The sequence below is a fragment of the Cellulomonas jepli genome (assembly GCF_047229345.1).
Lineage (GTDB): Bacteria > Actinomycetota > Actinomycetes > Actinomycetales > Cellulomonadaceae > Cellulomonas_A.
In genome coordinates, this window is the sequence record NZ_JBFTER010000038.1 from 1 (window position 1) to 16,720 (window position 16,720).

The 16,720-nt window shown below is 74.9% G+C and carries 16 protein-coding genes; 8 read left to right on the forward strand and 8 right to left on the reverse strand.

Going from position 1 to position 16,720, the window contains the following annotated elements; translation table 11 throughout:
* Nucleotides 1–49: 49 nt before the first annotated feature.
* Together AB6N24_RS10800 and AB6N24_RS10805 are read left to right on the forward strand one after the other, a co-directional pair.
* A complete protein-coding gene (locus tag AB6N24_RS10800; protein WP_412869408.1) occupies nt 50–1,327 on the forward strand; it encodes a Gfo/Idh/MocA family protein in 1,278 nt (425 codons plus the stop codon).
* A 113-nt stretch (nt 1,328–1,440) separates the two neighbouring features.
* Nucleotides 1,441–2,613 carry a methyl-accepting chemotaxis protein gene (locus tag AB6N24_RS10805; protein ID WP_412869409.1) on the forward strand — a complete coding sequence of 391 codons (1,173 nt, stop codon included), beginning with the start codon at nt 1,441–1,443 and terminating at the stop codon, nt 2,611–2,613.
* Nucleotides 2,614–2,775: 162 nt separating this feature from the next.
* Here AB6N24_RS10805 and AB6N24_RS10810 read toward each other — a convergent pair whose 3' ends face one another.
* On the reverse strand, nt 2,776–4,248 hold the full coding sequence (locus AB6N24_RS10810) for a sugar porter family MFS transporter (RefSeq protein ID WP_412869410.1): 1,473 nt from the start codon (nt 4,246–4,248) through the stop codon (nt 2,776–2,778).
* A 146-nt stretch (nt 4,249–4,394) separates the two neighbouring features.
* Here AB6N24_RS10810 and AB6N24_RS10815 point away from each other — a divergent pair, with 146 nt between their 5' ends.
* From AB6N24_RS10815 to AB6N24_RS10830, 4 genes are all read left to right on the forward strand, one after another.
* Nucleotides 4,395–4,997, forward strand: a complete 603-nt coding sequence (locus AB6N24_RS10815; RefSeq protein ID WP_412869442.1) for a hypothetical protein — start codon at nt 4,395–4,397, stop codon at nt 4,995–4,997.
* 23 nt (nt 4,998–5,020) lie between these two features.
* Nucleotides 5,021–5,356, forward strand: a complete 336-nt coding sequence (locus AB6N24_RS10820) for a PGPGW domain-containing protein (protein ID WP_412869411.1) — start codon at nt 5,021–5,023, stop codon at nt 5,354–5,356.
* A gap of 409 nt (nt 5,357–5,765) precedes the next feature.
* On the forward strand, nt 5,766–6,386 hold the full coding sequence (locus AB6N24_RS10825; RefSeq protein WP_412869412.1) for a DUF47 domain-containing protein: 621 nt from the start codon (nt 5,766–5,768) through the stop codon (nt 6,384–6,386).
* A gap of 6 nt (nt 6,387–6,392) precedes the next feature.
* Nucleotides 6,393–7,400, forward strand: coding sequence for an inorganic phosphate transporter (locus tag AB6N24_RS10830; protein ID WP_412869413.1), 1,008 nt, complete (start codon nt 6,393–6,395; stop codon nt 7,398–7,400).
* Between the two features lie 64 nt (nt 7,401–7,464).
* Here AB6N24_RS10830 and AB6N24_RS10835 read toward each other — a convergent pair whose 3' ends face one another.
* The 7 genes from AB6N24_RS10835 to AB6N24_RS10865 all read right to left on the reverse strand — a co-directional run bounded on the left by AB6N24_RS10835 (nt 7,465) and on the right by AB6N24_RS10865 (nt 14,577).
* On the reverse strand, nt 7,465–8,451 hold the full coding sequence (locus AB6N24_RS10835; protein ID WP_412869414.1) for an NUDIX hydrolase: 987 nt from the start codon (nt 8,449–8,451) through the stop codon (nt 7,465–7,467).
* A 4-nt stretch (nt 8,452–8,455) separates the two neighbouring features.
* Nucleotides 8,456–10,894, reverse strand: a complete 2,439-nt coding sequence (locus tag AB6N24_RS10840) for an RNA degradosome polyphosphate kinase (protein ID WP_412869415.1) — start codon at nt 10,892–10,894, stop codon at nt 8,456–8,458.
* The gene (mshD, locus tag AB6N24_RS10845; protein ID WP_412869416.1) at nt 10,891–11,994 is read right to left on the reverse strand and encodes a mycothiol synthase; all 1,104 of its coding nucleotides are present in this window, start codon (nt 11,992–11,994) and stop codon (nt 10,891–10,893) included. Before mshD ends, AB6N24_RS10840 begins: the two co-directional genes overlap by 4 nt.
* Nucleotides 11,995–12,127: 133 nt before the next feature.
* The gene (locus AB6N24_RS10850; RefSeq protein ID WP_412869417.1) at nt 12,128–12,697 is read right to left on the reverse strand and encodes an NUDIX hydrolase; all 570 of its coding nucleotides are present in this window, start codon (nt 12,695–12,697) and stop codon (nt 12,128–12,130) included.
* Complete coding sequence (locus tag AB6N24_RS10855) at nt 12,694–13,284, reverse strand: GNAT family N-acetyltransferase (protein WP_412869418.1); 591 nt, start codon at nt 13,282–13,284, stop codon at nt 12,694–12,696. The genes AB6N24_RS10850 and AB6N24_RS10855 overlap by 4 nt, the downstream gene beginning before the upstream one ends.
* A 37-nt stretch (nt 13,285–13,321) precedes the next feature.
* Nucleotides 13,322–14,023: a hypothetical protein gene (locus AB6N24_RS10860; RefSeq protein WP_412869419.1), complete on the reverse strand. Its 702-nt coding sequence runs from the start codon at nt 14,021–14,023 to the stop codon at nt 13,322–13,324.
* Nucleotides 14,020–14,577, reverse strand: coding sequence for an RNA polymerase sigma factor (locus tag AB6N24_RS10865; protein ID WP_412869420.1), 558 nt, complete (start codon nt 14,575–14,577; stop codon nt 14,020–14,022). Before AB6N24_RS10865 ends, AB6N24_RS10860 begins: the two co-directional genes overlap by 4 nt.
* Nucleotides 14,578–14,741: 164 nt before the next feature.
* On the opposite strand from AB6N24_RS10865, the gene AB6N24_RS10870 reads away from it, so the two are divergent.
* Both AB6N24_RS10870 and AB6N24_RS10875 read left to right on the forward strand, forming a co-directional pair.
* Complete coding sequence (locus AB6N24_RS10870; RefSeq protein ID WP_412869421.1) at nt 14,742–15,296, forward strand: P-loop NTPase family protein; 555 nt, start codon at nt 14,742–14,744, stop codon at nt 15,294–15,296.
* Complete coding sequence (locus AB6N24_RS10875; RefSeq protein ID WP_412869422.1) at nt 15,293–16,708, forward strand: NAD(P)-binding domain-containing protein; 1,416 nt, start codon at nt 15,293–15,295, stop codon at nt 16,706–16,708. The genes AB6N24_RS10870 and AB6N24_RS10875 overlap by 4 nt, the downstream gene beginning before the upstream one ends.
* Nucleotides 16,709–16,720 lie beyond the last annotated feature (12 nt).

A 16,720-nucleotide genomic window follows, 5' to 3' on the forward strand; every position in this document is an offset into this window, starting at 1 on the left:
ACGGCCGCATCGAGATCGCGGTGCCCGTGACCGCTGCGGAGGCCTTCGGGTGGAGCGCCGGCAGCGCCTTCCCGCTCCCGAGCTCGACGTCGCGGAGCTCGTCGCGTGGTGCGAGCCGAACCCGGCACGCGCCGACTGGTACGACGCCCGGGTCGGCGCGACGCTCCCGCGCTACGCCCCCGACGACCTCGAGCGCATGGTCGCCGAGCAGCGTGTCGACACCGTCGTCGTCACGAGCCCCGACCACACGCACGCCGACGTCGTCGCGCGCGTGCTCGACGCGGGCGCGGACGTGGTCGTCGAGAAGCCCCTCACGATCGACGCGAACGGCTGCCGCCGGATCACCGACGCGATCGCCCGCACCGGCCGCGACGTCGTCATGACGTTCAACTACCGGTACTCGCCCCGGAACTCCGCGCTGCGCGAGGTCATCGCCTCGGGCGTGATCGGGGAGGTCACGTCGGTGCACTTCGAGTGGGCGCTCGACACCGTGCACGGGGCGGACTACTTCCGCCGGTGGCACCGCGAGAAGGTGCACTCGGGCGGGCTGCTCGTGCACAAGTCGAGCCACCACTTCGACCTGGTCAACTGGTGGCTCTCGGACGTGCCCGTGCGCGTGTACGCGTCGGGCGCGCTGCGCTTCTACGGCGACAAGAACGCCGAGGTCCGCGGGCTCGGCGAGCGGCCCGTGCGCGGCACGGGGAACGCCGGCGACCCGTTCGCGCTCGACCTGACCAAGGACCCGCGGCTGCAGGCCCTCTACCTCGACGCCGAGCACCACGACGGCTACGTGCGCGACCAGGACGTCTTCGCCCCCGGCATCACGATCGAGGACAACATGGCGGTCCTCGTCGACTACCGCCGCGGCGCGACGCTCACGTACTCGCTCAACGCGCACAGCCCCTGGGAGGGGTACCGGGTCACGGTGAACGGGACCGCCGGGCGCGCCGAGCTCGAGGTGGTCGAGCGCGGGGCGGTCGTGGTCGACGACGAGGGGAACGCGGTGCTCGACCCGAGCGCGACGCCCGGCGGCGTGACCGCGGACCCGGTCCGCCCCGAGGGGGAGCGCCTCGTGGTCCAGCGGCACTGGGAGCGCGCGGTCGAGCACCCGATCCCGGTCGGCGAGGGCAGTCACGGTGGCGGCGACGCGATCCTGCTGTCCGACGTCTTCCGCGGCCCGTCGGCGGACCCGCTCGGGCGTCCCGCGGGCTTCCTCGACGGCGTGCGAGCGGTCTCGGTGGGGATCGCCGCGAACCAGTCGATGCTCACCGGCCAGCCGGTGCGCGTCGCCGACCTCGGGCTGGGGGCTGACCTGACGGCGCCCTGACGGGCGGCCAGGCGGAGGGGCGGGCGCCCGTGCCGCGGGCGTCCCGGGGCCGATCGCTCATCTCCCGGCACGTCCGGTCGATACGCAGGGCGACCCGTGACGACTGGAGAAGCGTGATCAGCAACCGGACCAAGTCCCGCCTCGGGGTGGTGACGCCCCTCGTGGCGCTCGTCGCCGTGTGCCTCGGGGCCCGCAGCGCGACCTCGCGTGCCGCGTCGCAGCTCGCCGCCGGTGACGCCGCAGCCGCCGCCGACACCCTCGCGTCGCTCGCGTGGCTCGGGTGGGTGCCCGTGCTCGTCGTCATCCCGTCGGTCGCGTTCGCGATGTGGGCGCAGGTCAGCATCACGCGCCCCCTGCGGCGCACCGGCGAGTTCCTCCGGCAGATCCACTCGGGCGACCTGTCGGGCCGGATGGAGTCGCTCGGCAACGACGAGCTCGGCCTCATGGGGACGGCGCTCAACGGCACCGTCGACTGGATGGCGACGACCGTGCGCGGCCTCCGGAGCAGCGCCGGCGCGCTGCGCCAGTCCGCCGACCGGCTCGCGGGCGTCAGCGGCTCGATGACGGGTGCGGCGAGCACGACGGCCACGCAGCTCGACATCGTCGACGACGCGGCGCGCGGCGTGACCGCGGACGCCCAGACGGTGGCCGCGGGTGCCGACCAGATGCGCCAGGCCATCAACGAGATCTCGCACAACGCCGGCCAGGCGGCGCTCATCGCGGACGACGCGGTGCGGGCGGCGTCGGCGGCGCAGGAGACGGTCGGCCGCCTCGGCGACGCCAGCGCGGAGATCGGCCAGGTCATCAAGCTCATCACCTCGATCGCGGAGCAGACGAACCTCCTCGCGCTCAACGCGACGATCGAGGCGGCACGTGCGGGCGAGGCCGGCAAGGGGTTCGCGGTCGTCGCGAGCGAGGTCAAGGAGCTCGCCCGCGAGACGGCGACCGCGACCGAGTCGATCACCGCGCAGGTCGGGTCGATCCAGTCCCAGACCGGCCGTGCGGCGACGGAGCTCGCGAGCGTCACGGACGTCATCAAGACGATCTCCGAGTACCAGGCGAGCATCTCCGCCGCGGTCGAGGAGCAGTCCGCGACGACCGCGCACATGTCGCGCGCGGTCGCGGGTGCCGCGGCCGGCTCGGAGCGCATCGCGAGCTCGATCTCGTCGGTGCGGGCCGCGGCGCGCGAGGCGCAGGACGGCGCGGCGGCGACCGAGTCGGCGGCGCGCGAGATGCGCGAGCTCTCGGGCGAGCTGCTCGCGATGGTCTCGACGATCAAGGCCTGACGCGTTCCCCGAGCTCGCGGCGGACCCCGGCACGCACGAGGCTCGACGCACACGGGCCCGACGCACGACGACGCCCGCCCGACCCCTGCCGTGAGCAGGGACGGGCGGGCGTCGTCGTACCCGGCGGCGGCACCGGGCACGCGTGCGCGGGACGCCGGTGCGTCAGGTGTCGATGCGCCGACCCGTGCGGGAGACACCCTCCATGTCCTCGAGCGCGATGCCCTTGGTCTCGGGCACCTTGGTCAGGACGAACACGAAGGACAGGGCCGCGAAGATCGCGTACATCAGGTAGGGACCGGTCGCGCCGAACGCCTCGAGCATCGGCGGGAACGAGACCGTGATCAGGAAGTTCGCGATCCACTGGCACGCGGCGGCGACGCCGAGCGCCGCGGCGCGGATGCGGTTCGGGAACATCTCGCCGAGCAGGACCCACACGAGCGGGCCCCACGACGCGCCGAAGAAGACGACGAACGCGTTGGCCGCGACGAGCGCCACGACACCCCAGCCCTCCTCCAGCCGGACGTTCTCCCCGGTGCCGGTCGAGTGGGTGAAGGCGAGCGCCATGAGACCGAGCGAGATGGTCATGCCCGCCGAGCCCGCGAGCAGGATCGGCCGGCGGCCCACCTTGTCGATGAGGGCGATCGCGATGAACGTCACGAGCACGTTCGTCACGGAGGTCGCGACGGTCACGACGAACGAGTCGGACTCGTCGAACCCGACCGCCTGCCACAGCGTGACCGAGTAGTAGAAGATCACGTTGATCCCGACGAACTGCTGGAACACCGAGAGCAGGATGCCGACCCAGACGATGGGCAGCAGCCCGAACGAGGGACCGCGCAGGCTCGCCTGCTGGGCGAGCGCCTTGTCCGCCGCGATCGTCTTCTCGATCTGGTGCACGCGCTCGACGGGGTCCTCGTCGGCGCCGGAGACCGAGCGCAGCACCTCGACGGCCTCGTCCCTGCGGCCGACCGCGACGAGGTACCGCGGCGACTCGGGGATCCGCAGCGCGAGGACCCCGTAGACGGCGGCGGGCACGACGGCCACGAGGAACATCCAGCGCCAGGCGTCGAGCCCGAACAGCGACGGCTCCGCCGCCCCGCCCGCGGTGTTGGCGAACACCGCGTCGGAGAGCAGGGCCGCGAAGATGCCGATCGTGATCGCGAGCTGCTGGAGGGAGCCGAGGCGCCCGCGCATCGCGGTGGGCGCGATCTCCGCGATGTACGCGGGGGCGATGACCGACGCGATGCCGATGCCGAGACCGCCGACGATGCGCCACAGGATGAGGTCGTAGACCGAGAAGGCGAAGGCGGCCCCGATCGAGGACACGAAGAACAGGACCGAGCCGAGCAGCATGACCTTCGTGCGGCCCCACCGGTCGGCGAGGCGCCCCGCGCCCCACGCACCGACCGCGCACCCGAGCAGGGCGACGGCGACCGCGAAGCCCGTCACGGCGGCACTCAGGCCGAACTCGCCCTCGATGGCCTCGACCGCGCCGTTGATCACCGAGCTGTCGAAGCCGAACAGGAACCCGCCGACCGCCGCGGCGACCGCGAGGCCGACCGCCTTGCCGTGCGACGGATGGCGACCCGACGCCCCGGCCGAGCCCTGCGACGGTCGTGCAGCGGATGACGACATGGCGACGCCCTTTCCCTTGCTGGCCGATCACGGTCGGCGGCGCGGGAACCGTCCTCGCTGACGACGTGCGCTGCAGGATCGACCTGTCTGACAATCTAACGATGACCACCTCAGACGGCGCGGCGAGGCGTCCACGACGCCCGGCGATGCTCGACCCCCGACAGGCCGACGAGCTCCCCGGCGACATCGACCCCGCCCTGCGCTCGGAGATCGCGCACACCACGGCGGGCGCGATCGTCCACCAGGGCCGCAGCGCGGGTGACGACCCCGAGCTCGTCGCGCGGCTCGTGAGCCTCGTGGAGGCCGAGGGGCTCGACGTCGTCGCCGCGATGTGGGCCGACAGCCCCGCGGAGACGCTGCCCGGCGCGCTCTGGCGGCTGTACGTGCTGCGCGAGTGGGTGCGCCGCGACCCGCAGACCCTCGCGGAGCGCTACCGCCTGGGCGTCGAGGCGGCCCCGGTGCACGACGTCGTCGCGGGCGTCGCGAGCCCGCCCGGACCGAACGACCTGCGCGACCTCGCCGACGCGGTGCTCTCGGGCGTGTACACGGGCGACCTCGCGGTGGCGCTCGAGCGCGGGGCGGCGTTCTGCCGGGTCCTGGCGACGGGTGCCGCGTTCGACGCCGACTACCTCGAGGGCACGGACTCCGACGCGGCGCACCGCCTGACGCGCGGCGCGTCGTCGCTGGTGCGGACCGCGGAGGAGCTCGAGCACGCGGCGAGCCTGTGGCGCGCGGGGCGGCTCGAGTGACGGGCCCCGAGGTGCATCCCCGCGTGCCCGACGACGCGACGGGGCAGGGGCCGGACGGCGCGCGCGCTCCCGGCGGGGAGGGCGCGGAGCACGGCGGCACGCTCCACGGGGTGCGGGAGTGGCTGACGCGCCTGCCGCGGCCGGTGCGGGTCCCGCTCGTCGTCGTGACCGGCTGCACCCTGCTGCTCGCCGGCACCGCGATGCTCGTGCTCCCCGGGCCGGGGCTGCTCGTGATGTTCGCGGGCGTCGCGGTGCTCTCGGCCGAGTTCCCGTGGGCCGGGCGGCTCGTGGTCCGGATCCGGCTGCTCGTGAGGCGGGTCTGGGTCCCGGTCCGGAGGTGGCTGGGCCGGGAGCGGTGAGCGGTGGGGACCCGTGGGGCGCGCCGGGGTCACCCGTGCGGGTGCCCGGTCCGTCGCATCCGGGTGACGTGCGGCGCCGCGAGCCGGGCCGGTCGCGGCGCCCTTCGTGGTGCGGGTCCGGCCCCGGCGACGGGTGTCCCGCGGCTCGGCGGCCGCAGGCGGGGCGTGGGTCTCGTCACAGCGACCGTCCAGACGGACGGGCGTACAGTTGTTGCCGACGCCGGGTCGCGGTAGCCCCGGGCTCCACATTAAGCCGCCTCGAGCGGCCTTCGCGCCGACAGGCGCTCCCGGCCCGGCGTCACTCACCCCCCACCGCGACGTCGCGTGCTGTACAGATCCAGGGTTGCGTGTTCACCCGAGCGTTGCCCTAGCCTGTCTGCGACATGCGTCCCCTTCACCGGAGCCTCCCGTGCGCCTGCGCCTGACCCCGCGCGACACCTCGTTCTTCGACCTCCTCGCAGCATCGGCGGCTCATCTGGTCACCGGTGCCAACCTGCTCGGCGAGCTCCTCGGCGCCGACCGCCAGACCCGCAAGGAGATCGGCAAGCGCATCAGCGACGCCGAGCACCTCGCCGACGAGGCGACCCACACGATCATGCGTCGGCTCAACCAGACGTTCGTGACGCCGTTCGACCGCGACGACATCTACAACCTCGCGTCGGCGCTCGACGACTGCATGGACTTCATGGAGGAGGCCGCCGACCTGATCGTGCTCTACAAGCTCGACGGTCTGCCGGCGCGCGTCTCCGACCAGGTCCAGGTGCTGCAGCGCGCCGCGGAGCTCACCGCCGAGGCCATGCCGCGACTGCGCTCGATGGAGAACCTGTCCGACTACTGGATCGAGATCAACCGTCTCGAGAACCAGGCGGACAAGGTCCACCGCAAGCTCCTCGCGCAGATGTTCGACGAGATCACCGACCCCATCCAGCTCATGAAGCTCAAGGAGGTCGTGGAGAAGCTCGAGGACGCCGCCGACGCCTTCGAGCGTGTCGCGAACATGGTCGAGACCATCGCGCTCAAGGAGTCCTGAGCTCCGGTGGAGACTGCGCTCGTCATCGTCGTCGTCGCGTTCGCACTCGGCTTCGACTACACCAACGGCTTCCACGACGCGGCCAATGCCATCGCGACCTCGGTCTCGACGCGTGCCCTGACGCCGCGCGCGGCGCTCATCATGGCTGCGGTGATGAACTTCGCCGGCGCGCTGCTCGGCACCGAGGTCGCCGAGACGATCGCCAAGGAGATCGTCAACCTGGACAACGCGCCGAGCCCGCACTTCGCGCTCGTCGTCGTGCTGTGCGCGCTCATCGGCGCGATCACCTGGAACCTGATCACGTGGTGGTTCGGGCTGCCGTCCTCCTCGACGCACGCGCTCATCGGCGGGCTCGTGGGCGCCGGGGTCGCGTCGGGGCTGAGCATCTACTGGTCGGCGATCGTCGACAAGGTCGTCCTGCCGATGATCATCTCGCCGCTCGTCGGGTTCGGGCTCGCGTTCTTCCTCATGGTCGGCGTCCTGTGGATCGTCCGGCACAACGCCCCCGCCAAGACGACCCGCCGGTTCCGCCTCGCGCAGACGGCGTCCGCCGCCGCGATGGCGCTCGGGCACGGCCTGCAGGACGCGCAGAAGACGATGGGCGTCATCTTCCTCGCGCTCCTCTCGGTGGGGTGGGCCAACCCCGACGACGGCATCCCGCTGTGGGTCAAGCTCTCGGCCGCCGCCGCGATCTCCGCGGGCACGTACGCGGGCGGCTGGCGCATCATGCGCACGCTCGGCCGCAAGATCATCGAGCTCGACCCGGCGCGCGGCTTCGTCGCCGAGTCCGTCGCGGCGATCGTGCTCTACGTCAACGCGTTCGCGCTGCACGCGCCCGTCTCGACGACCCACACGATCACCTCGGCGATCATGGGCGTCGGCGCGACCAAGCGGCTCTCGGCCGTGCGCTGGGGCGTCGCCAAGAACATCGGTGCGGCGTGGGTCCTGACCATCCCGGCCGCCGCGCTCGTGGCCGCGGTCATCTTCTGGGTCCTGAGCCCGATCCTGAACTGACGCCGCCGGTCGCGTCGGCCCGGTCGGGGTCGGCTCGGTCCGCGTCGGCCCGGTCGGAGCCGGCTCAGTCGTGCCGGACGGGCGTGTGCCGCTCCGTCGCGACGAGGCGGGGGCCCTTGGCCGAGTCGACGACGTGCGCGACCAGCATCTCGCCGGGCCGCAGGAACGGGTCCTCGTGCGGGAGCTCGTCGGCCACGGCGCGCCGCGAGTGCTGCGCGAGCACGTCGAGCACGGTCGGGAGCACCGGGCGGTGCGTGCACAGCACGACGTCGTGCCGCGACCCCAGCAGCGTCTCGACGAGCGCGGCGACGCGCGCGGGGGAGTCCTCGTGCCGTGACTCCGTCAGCTCGGGGGCGAGCCGGGGCTCGAGGTGGGTCGCACCCGCGTACGGCGCGAGCGTCTGCGTGCAGCGGGCCCAGTGGCTCGTCACGAGGTCGGTGACGCCGAACGCGGAGAGCACGGGCACGAGCTGCTCGGCCTGCTCCTGGCCGGTGCGGGTGAGCGGGCGGTCGTCCTCGCTGCCCGGCCAGCTGCTGCGCTTGCGCGCCTGCCCGTGCCGGGCCACGACGAGGACCCGCGTGTCGAGCCGCTCCTTCGCGTGCTCCGCGAGCAGCATGTCGAGCGGCTCGCGGTCCTCCGCGCGCGTGAGCTTCTTGCGCGCCACGTCCGCGTCGAGCCAGCGCACCGCGTCGATCTCGTCGCGCGAGGCCCGCGGCACCGGAGGGCGCGCGAGCAGCGCAGGCCCGTCGGGCCGCCCGGCGACCTGCGCCGCCCAGTAGTGCACGCGCTTGAGGCGGCCGTCGGAGATCCGGTACTCGAGCCCGGGCAGGCGCCGCCCGAGCACGACGTCGTGCCCCGTCTCCTCGGCGACCTCGCGGACCGCGGCCACCGCGGGCGTCTCGTCGCCCTCGAGCTTGCCCTTGGGCCAGGACCAGTCCTTGTAGCGGGGCCGGTGCACGAGCGCGAGCTGGAGGCGCTCCTGGCGCACGCGCCAGACCAGCGCCCCCGCCGCCTCGACGACCGTCTCCGGCGCCTGCTTCGTCGTGCTCACCGGCTCACCGGGAGGCCCCCGGGCGGCGCCGCTGACGCTGGATGAGCGCGGTCTGCTGGTCGAGCAGCGGTGCGCCGTCGGGGCCCGTGTGGTGCCGGGTCCACGTCCCGTCGGCCGCGAGGTGCCAGGTCGACGTGCCGTCGTCCATCGACTCGTCGAGCAGGCTCACGAGCTCCGCGGTCTGGTCCGGGTCCGCGAGCCGCACGAGGGCCTCGACGCGGCGGTCCAGGTTGCGGTGCATGAGGTCGGCCGAGCCGATGAAGACCTCGGGCCCCTCCTCGTCGGGCTGCGAGCTGCGCGAGGACGGCACACCGTCGGACGCCGCGAACGCGAAGATGCGCGCGTGCTCGAGGAACCGGCCGAGGATCGACCGCACGCGGATCGTCTCGCTGAGACCCGGCACGCCCGGCCGGACCGCGCAGATCCCGCGGACCACGAGGTCGACGGGCACGCCCGCCTGCGACGCGCGGTACAGGGCGTCGATGACGGCCTCGTCGACCATCGAGTTGACCTTGATCTTGATCCACGCGGGCTTGCCCGCCCGCGCGGCGGCGGCCTCGCGGTCGATCCGCTCGACGAGCCCCGAGCGCACCGAGCGCGGCGCCACGAGCAGCCGGTGGAAGCGCGACTTGGGCGCGTACCCCGAGAGCTGGTTGAACAGGCGCGTGAGGTCCTGGCCGACGTCCGGGTCGCACGTGAGCAGCCCGAGGTCGGTGTAGAGCCGCGCCGTCTTCGGGTTGTAGTTGCCCGTGCCGATGTGGCAGTAGCGGCGCAGCCCGTCGGGCTCCTGGCGCACGACGAGGCTGAGCTTGCAGTGCGTCTTGAGGCCGACGATGCCGTAGACGACGTGCACGCCGGCCTGCTCGAGCTTGCGGGCCCACGAGATGTTGGCCTGCTCGTCGAACCGGGCCTTGATCTCGACGAGCGCGAGGACCTGCTTGCCGGCCTCGGCCGCGTCGATCAGGGCGTCGACGATCGGGGAGTCGCCCGAGGTCCGGTACAGCGTCTGCTTGATCGCGAGCACGTGCGGGTCCGCGGCAGCCTGCTGCAGGAACGTCTGCACCGACGTCGAGAACGAGTCGTACGGGTGGTGCAGCAGGATGTCGCGGCGCCGGATCGCGGCGAACGCGTCGCTCGCCGACGCGCTCTCGACCTCGGCGAGGTACCGGTGCGTCGAGCCCGCGAAGCGCGGGTTCTGCAGCGCCGGGCGGTCCAGGTCGGCGACGAGGTTGAGGCCCGTGTGGTCGAGCGGCGCGGGCAGCTCGTAGACCTCCTCGTCGACGACGCCGAGCTCGCGCACGAGCAGGTCGCGGATGCGCGGGGAGATCCCGTCGGCGAGCTCGAGGCGCACGGGCGGGCCGAAGCGGCGGCGGAGCAGCTCCTTCTCCATCGCCTGGAGGAGGTTCTCGGCGTCGTCCTCCTCGACCTCGACGTCCTCGTTCCGGGTGACGCGGAACGTGTGGTACTCGACGACCTCCATGCCCGGGAACAGGTGGTCGAGGTGCTGGGAGATGACGTCCTCGAGCGGCACGAACGACGTCGGGCCCATCTCGACGGCCGCGGCCTGGTTGTTCGGGCGGCCGCGCGCGTCGACCGCGATGTACCGGGGGAGCAGCGGCGGGACCTTGACGCGCGCGAAGTGCTCCTTGCCGGTCTGCGGGTTGAGCACGACGACGGCGAGGTTGAGCGAGAGCCCCGAGATGTACGGGAACGGGTGCGCCGGGTCGACCGCGAGCGGCGTGAGCACCGGGAAGATCTGCTTGCGGAAGAACTTGTGCAGGCGCTCCTGCTCGTCCTCGCCGAGCTCGTCCCAGCGGGCGAGCGTGATGCCCTCGGCGGCGAGCGCGGGCTGGACCTGCTCCGTGAAGCAGCGGGCGTGGCGGGCCATGAGCTCGTGCGCGCGCACGCTGATCGCCTCGAGCACCTGGCGCGGGCTCAGGCCCGACGCCGCGGTCACCGCGAGGCCGGTCGCGATGCGCCGCTTGAGGCCGGCGACGCGGACCATGAAGAACTCGTCGAGGTTCGAGGCGAAGATCGCGAGGTAGCGGACGCGCTCGAGCAGCGGCTGCTCGGGGTCCTCGGCGAGCTCGAGCACGCGCTGGTTGAACGCGAGCCAGCTGATCTCGCGGTCGAGGAACCGGTCGTCGGGCAGCGGCTCGTCCTCGGGGGAGTCCGCGTGCGCCGAGGCGGGCTCGTCGGCGATGTGCTCCGCGATGTGCGCGGCGAGCTCGGGCGGCAGCGGGCGCGGCCCGGGACGGCCCGTCACGTGGTCGACCGGCGCCTCGGCCGGGTCGGCCGGGGGGAGCGGGACGGCGCGCGTCGCCTCGGCGAGGGTCGCGGCGTCGTCCGGTGTCTCGACCACCGCGGCGGCCGCGGACGCGGCGCGCGTCGTGCGGGCCGAGCGGGTCGTGCGCGTACGGCGTGCTGGCGTGGCGTCGGTCATCGTTCCATCGTTCCACTCGGAGGTGAACCGGGGGTGTCCGGCAGGGTGGGCGGTTCGGCGGGGCTGGTCGCGCCCGCGGGGTCCGGGGTGGGTGGCACGTGCCCCGGGGAGCCGAGCAGCACGTCGACCGCGCTGCGCACGAAGCCCGCGCGCGTGTACGTGCGGACGGCGGCGGCGTTCTCGCGCTCGGTGTACAGGATCACGGCGTCCAGCCCCCTTGCGGCGAGGTGCTCGAGCGCGAGGGCCGTGAGCGCGCCGCCCAGGCCGAGGCCCTGCGCGTCCGGGTCGACGCCGAGCGCGTAGATCTCGCCGACCGGCTCGGGGTTCGTCGCGTCGGGCGCGTGCACCTTGGTCCACAGCGACGCGAGCAGCTCACCGTCGCGCTCGGCGAGCAGCAGGCCCGCGGGGTCGAACCACGGCTCCGCCTCGCGGGCGCGCAGGTCCGCGAGGGTCATCCGGCCCTGCTCGGGGTGGTCGGTGAACGCGCGCGCGTTGACGCGCAGCCACGCCTCTTCGTCCTGCCCGGGGACGAACGGGCGGACGCGCACGCCGTCGGGCAGGGGGCGCGCGGGCGGCAGGCTCGGTGCCGCCGTCGGGGTGCCCGTCGTGGCGCCGGTCGCGACCCGTCCGTCGGCCGCCACCTCGGACGCCCCGGGCGTGAGGTCGAGGCGCATCTGCCAGAGCTCGCGCACCGGCACGAGCCCGTGCCGCGCGGCGAGGGCGCGTGCCGCAGGGAGGTCGCCGTGCGCCCAGACCGCGAGCGAGCCGTGGGCGTCCCCGGCGGCGACCGACCCGGCGCCGCCGAGCAGCGCGGTCCCCGTGCCGCGGCGGCGGGCGTCCGGGGCGACGACGAGCTCGGCCGTCGGGTCCGGGGTCGCCGCGAGGTCGACCTGCGCGTAGCCGACGAGAGCCCCCGCGTCGTCGCGCGCGAGCACGTGGCGCACGTCGGCGGCCGGGTCGCGGAGCCACAGGAGCGGCTGCTCCGACAGGGGTGCGACGCCGTCGACGGTCTGCGCCGCCTCGGCGACCCGGCGCACGTCGGCGGCCACCGCCTCAGCGAGCGGACCGGTCACGACGTCGAGGGCCACCATGCGGCTCATCCCACCACGGGGCGCGGGGTGCGCGCAGGGCGACGGGCCGGAGCCGGCCCGGCGAGGGCGAGCGCGCCGGGGCGTGACGCGGGCAGGCGGGAGCGGGCGGGCGCGAGCGACGGACCCGAGCCGCGCCGGGCACCTACGACGCGGCGGACGGGGCAGCTCGCGCGAACCGGGCCGCCCGCGCGAGCCGCTCACCCAGGCCGGGGGGCACCTCGTCGGGCAGGGCGTCGAGCGGCCACCAGGCGACGTCGGTGCTCTCGTCGCTCACCGCGACCGCAGCCGCGGGGTCGGCGAGGACGACGAACCCGACGTCGAGGTGCCACGCGCACCGCCCGAAGCCGTCGCCGAGCGCGTGCCGGTCGAGGTCGGCGGCGCGGCGCACCGGGACCTCGGCGTCGGCCACTCCGGTCTCCTCCCGCAGCTCGCGCAGCGCGGCCGCGAGGACGTCGGCGTCGCCCGGGTCGAGGTGGCCGCCGGGCTGGACCCAGAACCTGCCCTTGCGGTGGAAGCACAGCAGCGCCCGCGTGAGCGACGGGTCGAGCACGAGGGCGCTCGCCGTCACGTGCTCCGGGACCGCCCGGCCGAGCGCGGCGTCGCCGTGCGCCTCCAGGTGCGCGAGCACGCGGGCACGCACGGCCGAGGGGCCCGGCTCCTCGGTGCCGAGGCCCGTGACCACGCGGCGGACGTCGTCGAGCAGCGCGCTCACGTGGCCGTCGCCCGCGCCGCGGCGGCCGGCGACCCCGGCCACTCGTCCGCGAGCATCGCGAACACCAGCTCGTCCGACCACTCGCCCTTGAACAGCTCGTTGCGGACGAAGTGCGCCTCGTGCCGCAGCCCGAGCCGCGCCGCGAGCCGCGCCGACGCGCCGTTGCGGGCGTCGAGCCGCGCGACGACCCGGTGCAGGCCGAGGCCGTCGAACCCGAGGCCGAGCAGCGCCGCCGCCGCCTCGTTCGCGTACCCACGCCCCTGCACGTCCGGGTGCAGCACGTAGCCGATCTCGCCGGCGGCGTGCACGACGCTGTGGAAGAACAGCACGACGTCGCCGACGAGCCGCCCGGTGCCGCGCTCCTCGACGCCGAGCGTGAGCGTCTGGCCGGCGTCGGTCAGCTCGTGACGCGCCCAGTCGCCCGCGAGCCGCGCGCGCAGCACCTCGAGCGTCATCGGCTCGAACGGCAGGTACCGGCACACCTCCGGGTCGCCGCGGTACGTGAGCATCGCGTCGAGGTCCGCCTCGGTGAGCGGCCGCAGCAGCAGGCGTGGGGTGGCGATCGGGTAGGTCGGGCGCAGGTGCACGGCGCCCAGCCTGGCACCCCGCGACGGCGACCGGTACTCACCCCCAGTCGCAGGCCAGACGTGCGTCCGCGACGACGGCTGCCACCGGGCGACCCCAGGCGCGCACGAACCCGTCGGCGTCCTCCGCGGTCGCGAAGTACAGCACCCGACCCCACGCCTGCGTGCTCTCCGGCAACGCGAGGGCCGCCGTGGACCCGGGGACGCACGCCACCGGTGTGCCGGTGAGGTCGTACCCGTGCGCGCGGAGCTCCTCCTGCACGGCCTCGTCGTCCGGCGGCGGGGCGTCGGTCTCGCCGCCCACCTCGAGCCACACGGCCCACCACGGGCCGCCCTCGCCGTACATCACCTCGTTCTCGGGCACGGCCGTCGGCCAGAGCACGTCCGGTGCGGGCGGCGGGCTGACCGACGGTGCGGTCGGGGTCGGGGTGGCCTGGACCAGCACGGTCGGCGTGGGCGTGGGCGTGGACCTCGCGGCCGGGGTCGTGCGGGCGCCCTGCGTCGGCTGCTCGACGGGCCGGACGGGCGCCGGCGACGTGAGCCCCTGCGCCGCGAGCACCCCGACGAGCACCGCCGCGGCCGCAGCGCCGCCCACGGCGCCGGTCACGCGGACGGCCCTCCGGCGGCGCGCGAGCGCACGCACGCGCCGCGCCTCGGTCCGGGGGTCCGGGGCGGACCGCGCGAGCACGCGGCCCTCGGCGTCGGCGAACTCGTCGAGGACGGAGCGCAGGTCGCGGGTCATCGGGGGCTCCTTCCGGTGCGTGCGGAGACGGGCACGGTCTCGGCCTCGGGGCCGGCGGGTAGGACGACGTCGTCGCCCAGGACCGTGCGGAGCGTGCGGGTCCCGTCCGCGAGGTAGCGCTTGACGGCGCCGTCGCTCACGCGGAGCGCACGGGCGATGTCGGCGACGGGCAGGTCGTCCATGTACCGGAGCACCACGCACGCCCGTTCGCGTGCCGGCAGCGACGCGAGCGCGGCGCGGACGTCGAGCCCCGCGACGGCGGTCTCGTCGGGGTCGGGACGCGCGGCTCGCACGGCGAACAGCGGCGCCCGCGTGCGCCACGCGCGCTCGCGACGCAGGCCGTCGAGGAACACCGTGCGGATCGCCGCGCGGACGTACGCCTCGGCGGCGGCCGAGTCCCGCAGCGTCCGCTCGCGCGCGACGGTACGGACGAGCGCCTCCTGCAGCAGGTCCTCGGCGGCCCTCCGGTCGAGCGTCAGCAGAGCCGCGTACCCGGCGAGCGCCGCCCGTCGGGTACGGAGGACCTCCTCGAGCAGCTCGTTGGCCTGGGGCACCGTGCGTCCTTCCCGTCGTCCGACCGTCACCTGGATCAACGCAGCCCGCGGCCCGAACGTTGGGTCGGACGCGCGACGCCGGGACGTGACGGCGCGCACCGATCCGCACACGTCCCCCGCGAGGTCTCCTCGGGCGGTCCCGGTCCCGGTGGGAGAATGGGGCAGTGCCCCCGACGACCCTGCCCCGCCGCGTGCGGGTCGTGGGGATCAGCGGTGCGGGCAAGACCACGACGGCGCACGAGGCCGCCCGGAGGCTCGGCGTCCCGCACCTCGAGCTCGACGACGTCTTCTGGCTCCCCGGCTGGCAGCTGCGCGAGCTCGACGACGGATCGCGCGAGCTGCGCGAGCGGCTGGCGCGGGCTCCGGACGGCTGGGTCGCGTGCGGGAACTGGCACACCCGCGTCGGGTCCCTGCTCGACGACGTCGACCTCGTGGTGTGGCTCGACCACCCGCGGTGGCTCGTCATGGCGCAGGTCGTGCGCCGCACGCTCGTGCGGGCGGTGACGCGGCGGGAGCTCTGCAACGGCAACCGCGAGCTCTGGTCGGGGATGGTCGCGCGGGACCCCGAGCACAACATCGTGCTCTGGACCTGGACGCGGTACGCGAGCACGCAGGAGCGGTACCGGGCGCTCGCCGCCGAGGGGACGGTGCCCGTGCTGCGGCTGCGCGGGCGGCGTGCGGTGCGCGCGTGGCTGGACGGGCTCGGGGGGCCGGCGTGAGCGGCACGGTGCCCGCGGCCGCGGAGACGCCGGCAGCCGACCCGACGCCGGCGGCCGGCCCGACGTCCGCCGCCGCTCCTACGCCGGCGGTCGACGTGACGCCGGCAGCCGACCTGACGCCGGCGGCCGACCTGACGTCCGGCGCCGCTCCGACGCCGGCGGCCGACCCGACGCCGGCGGACGCGCCGACGTCTGCGGCAGCGCCGACCCCGCTCCCGCCGGACGTGGACGTCGTAGTCGTCGGCGCGGGGCAGGCCGGGCTGTCGGTGGCCTTCCACCTGCGGCGCGTCGGCTTCGTCCCGCACGCCGAGGCGCAGCGCACCGGGTCCGGAGCACGCGGGACGTTCGTCGTGCTCGACGCCGACGCGGCGCCGGGCGGGGCGTGGCAGCACCGCGCGGTCGGGCTGACGATGGCGCACGTCCACGGCGTCCACGAGCTGCCCGGCTCGGTGCTCCCCGGCGCCGGCCCCGACGAGCTCGCGCGTGACGTCATCAGCGCGTACTTCGCGGCGTACGAGGCGGAGCACGCGCTGCACGTGCGGCGCCCGGTCCAGGTGCGTGAGGTGCGGGACGTGGGAGGCCCGGACCGGCTGCTCGCGGTCGAGACCGTCGAGTCGTCGGCCGTGGCCGCCCGGGCCGCCGACGCCGGCGCCGACGACGGACCGCGGCGCCGCGTCGACCCAGGGCCGCGGGCGCGGACGTGGCGCACGCGTGCGGTCGTCAACGCGACCGGGACGTGGAACAAGCCGTTCTGGCCGGCGTACCCGGGCCGCTCGACGTTCCGCGGCCGCCAGCTGCACTCGCGCGACGTGCACGACGTCGCGGACCTCGCCGGCGAGCGCGTGATCGTCGTCGGCGGCGGGACGTCCGCGGTGCAGCTGCTGCTCGCGCTCGCGGACGTCGCGGAGCGCACGACCTGGGTCACGCGGCGTGAGCCCCGCTGGATCGACGACGCCGCGCTGACCCCCGAGCTGGGGCGCGAGGCGGTCGCGCGGGTCGCGGAGCGCACCGCGGCGGGCCTGCCGCCCGAGAGCGTCGTGAGCGTCACCGGGCTCCCGCTCACCGACGCCTACCGGGCCGGCATCGCGTCGGGCGTGCTCGTGCGCCGCCCGATGTTCGCCCGGCTCGTGCCGCGCGGTGCGCGCTGGGAGGTCGGGTCCGTGCCCGACGACGTCCCGGTCTACGTGCGTGCCGACACGGTCGTCTGGGCGACGGGGTTCCGCTCGGCGCTCGACCACCTGGCGCCGCTGCGCCTGCGCGGGCCTGGCGGCGGGATCGTCATGGAGGGCACGCAGGTCGCCGCCGACCCGCGGCTCCAGCTCGTCGGGTACGGACCGAGCGCGTCGACGATCGGCGCGAACCGGGCCGGGCGCGAGGCCGTGCGGAACCTGCGGCGCGCGCTCGGGGTCTGAGCGGGGTGACCG

Bases quoted from the DNA above. Each gene is read 5' to 3' on its own strand.
- AB6N24_RS10810 (WP_412869410.1), bottom strand. From the start codon at position 4,248: ATGTCGTCATCCGCTGCACGACCGTCGCAGGGCTCGGCCGGGGCGTCG.
- AB6N24_RS10815 (WP_412869442.1), top strand. From the start codon at position 4,395: ATGCTCGACCCCCGACAGGCCGACGAGCTCCCCGGCGACATCGACCCC.
- AB6N24_RS10840 (WP_412869415.1), bottom strand. From the start codon at position 10,894: ATGACCGACGCCACGCCAGCACGCCGTACGCGCACGACCCGCTCGGCC.
- mshD (WP_412869416.1), bottom strand. From the start codon at position 11,994: ATGAGCCGCATGGTGGCCCTCGACGTCGTGACCGGTCCGCTCGCTGAG.
- AB6N24_RS10860 (WP_412869419.1), bottom strand. From the start codon at position 14,023: ATGACCCGCGACCTGCGCTCCGTCCTCGACGAGTTCGCCGACGCCGAG.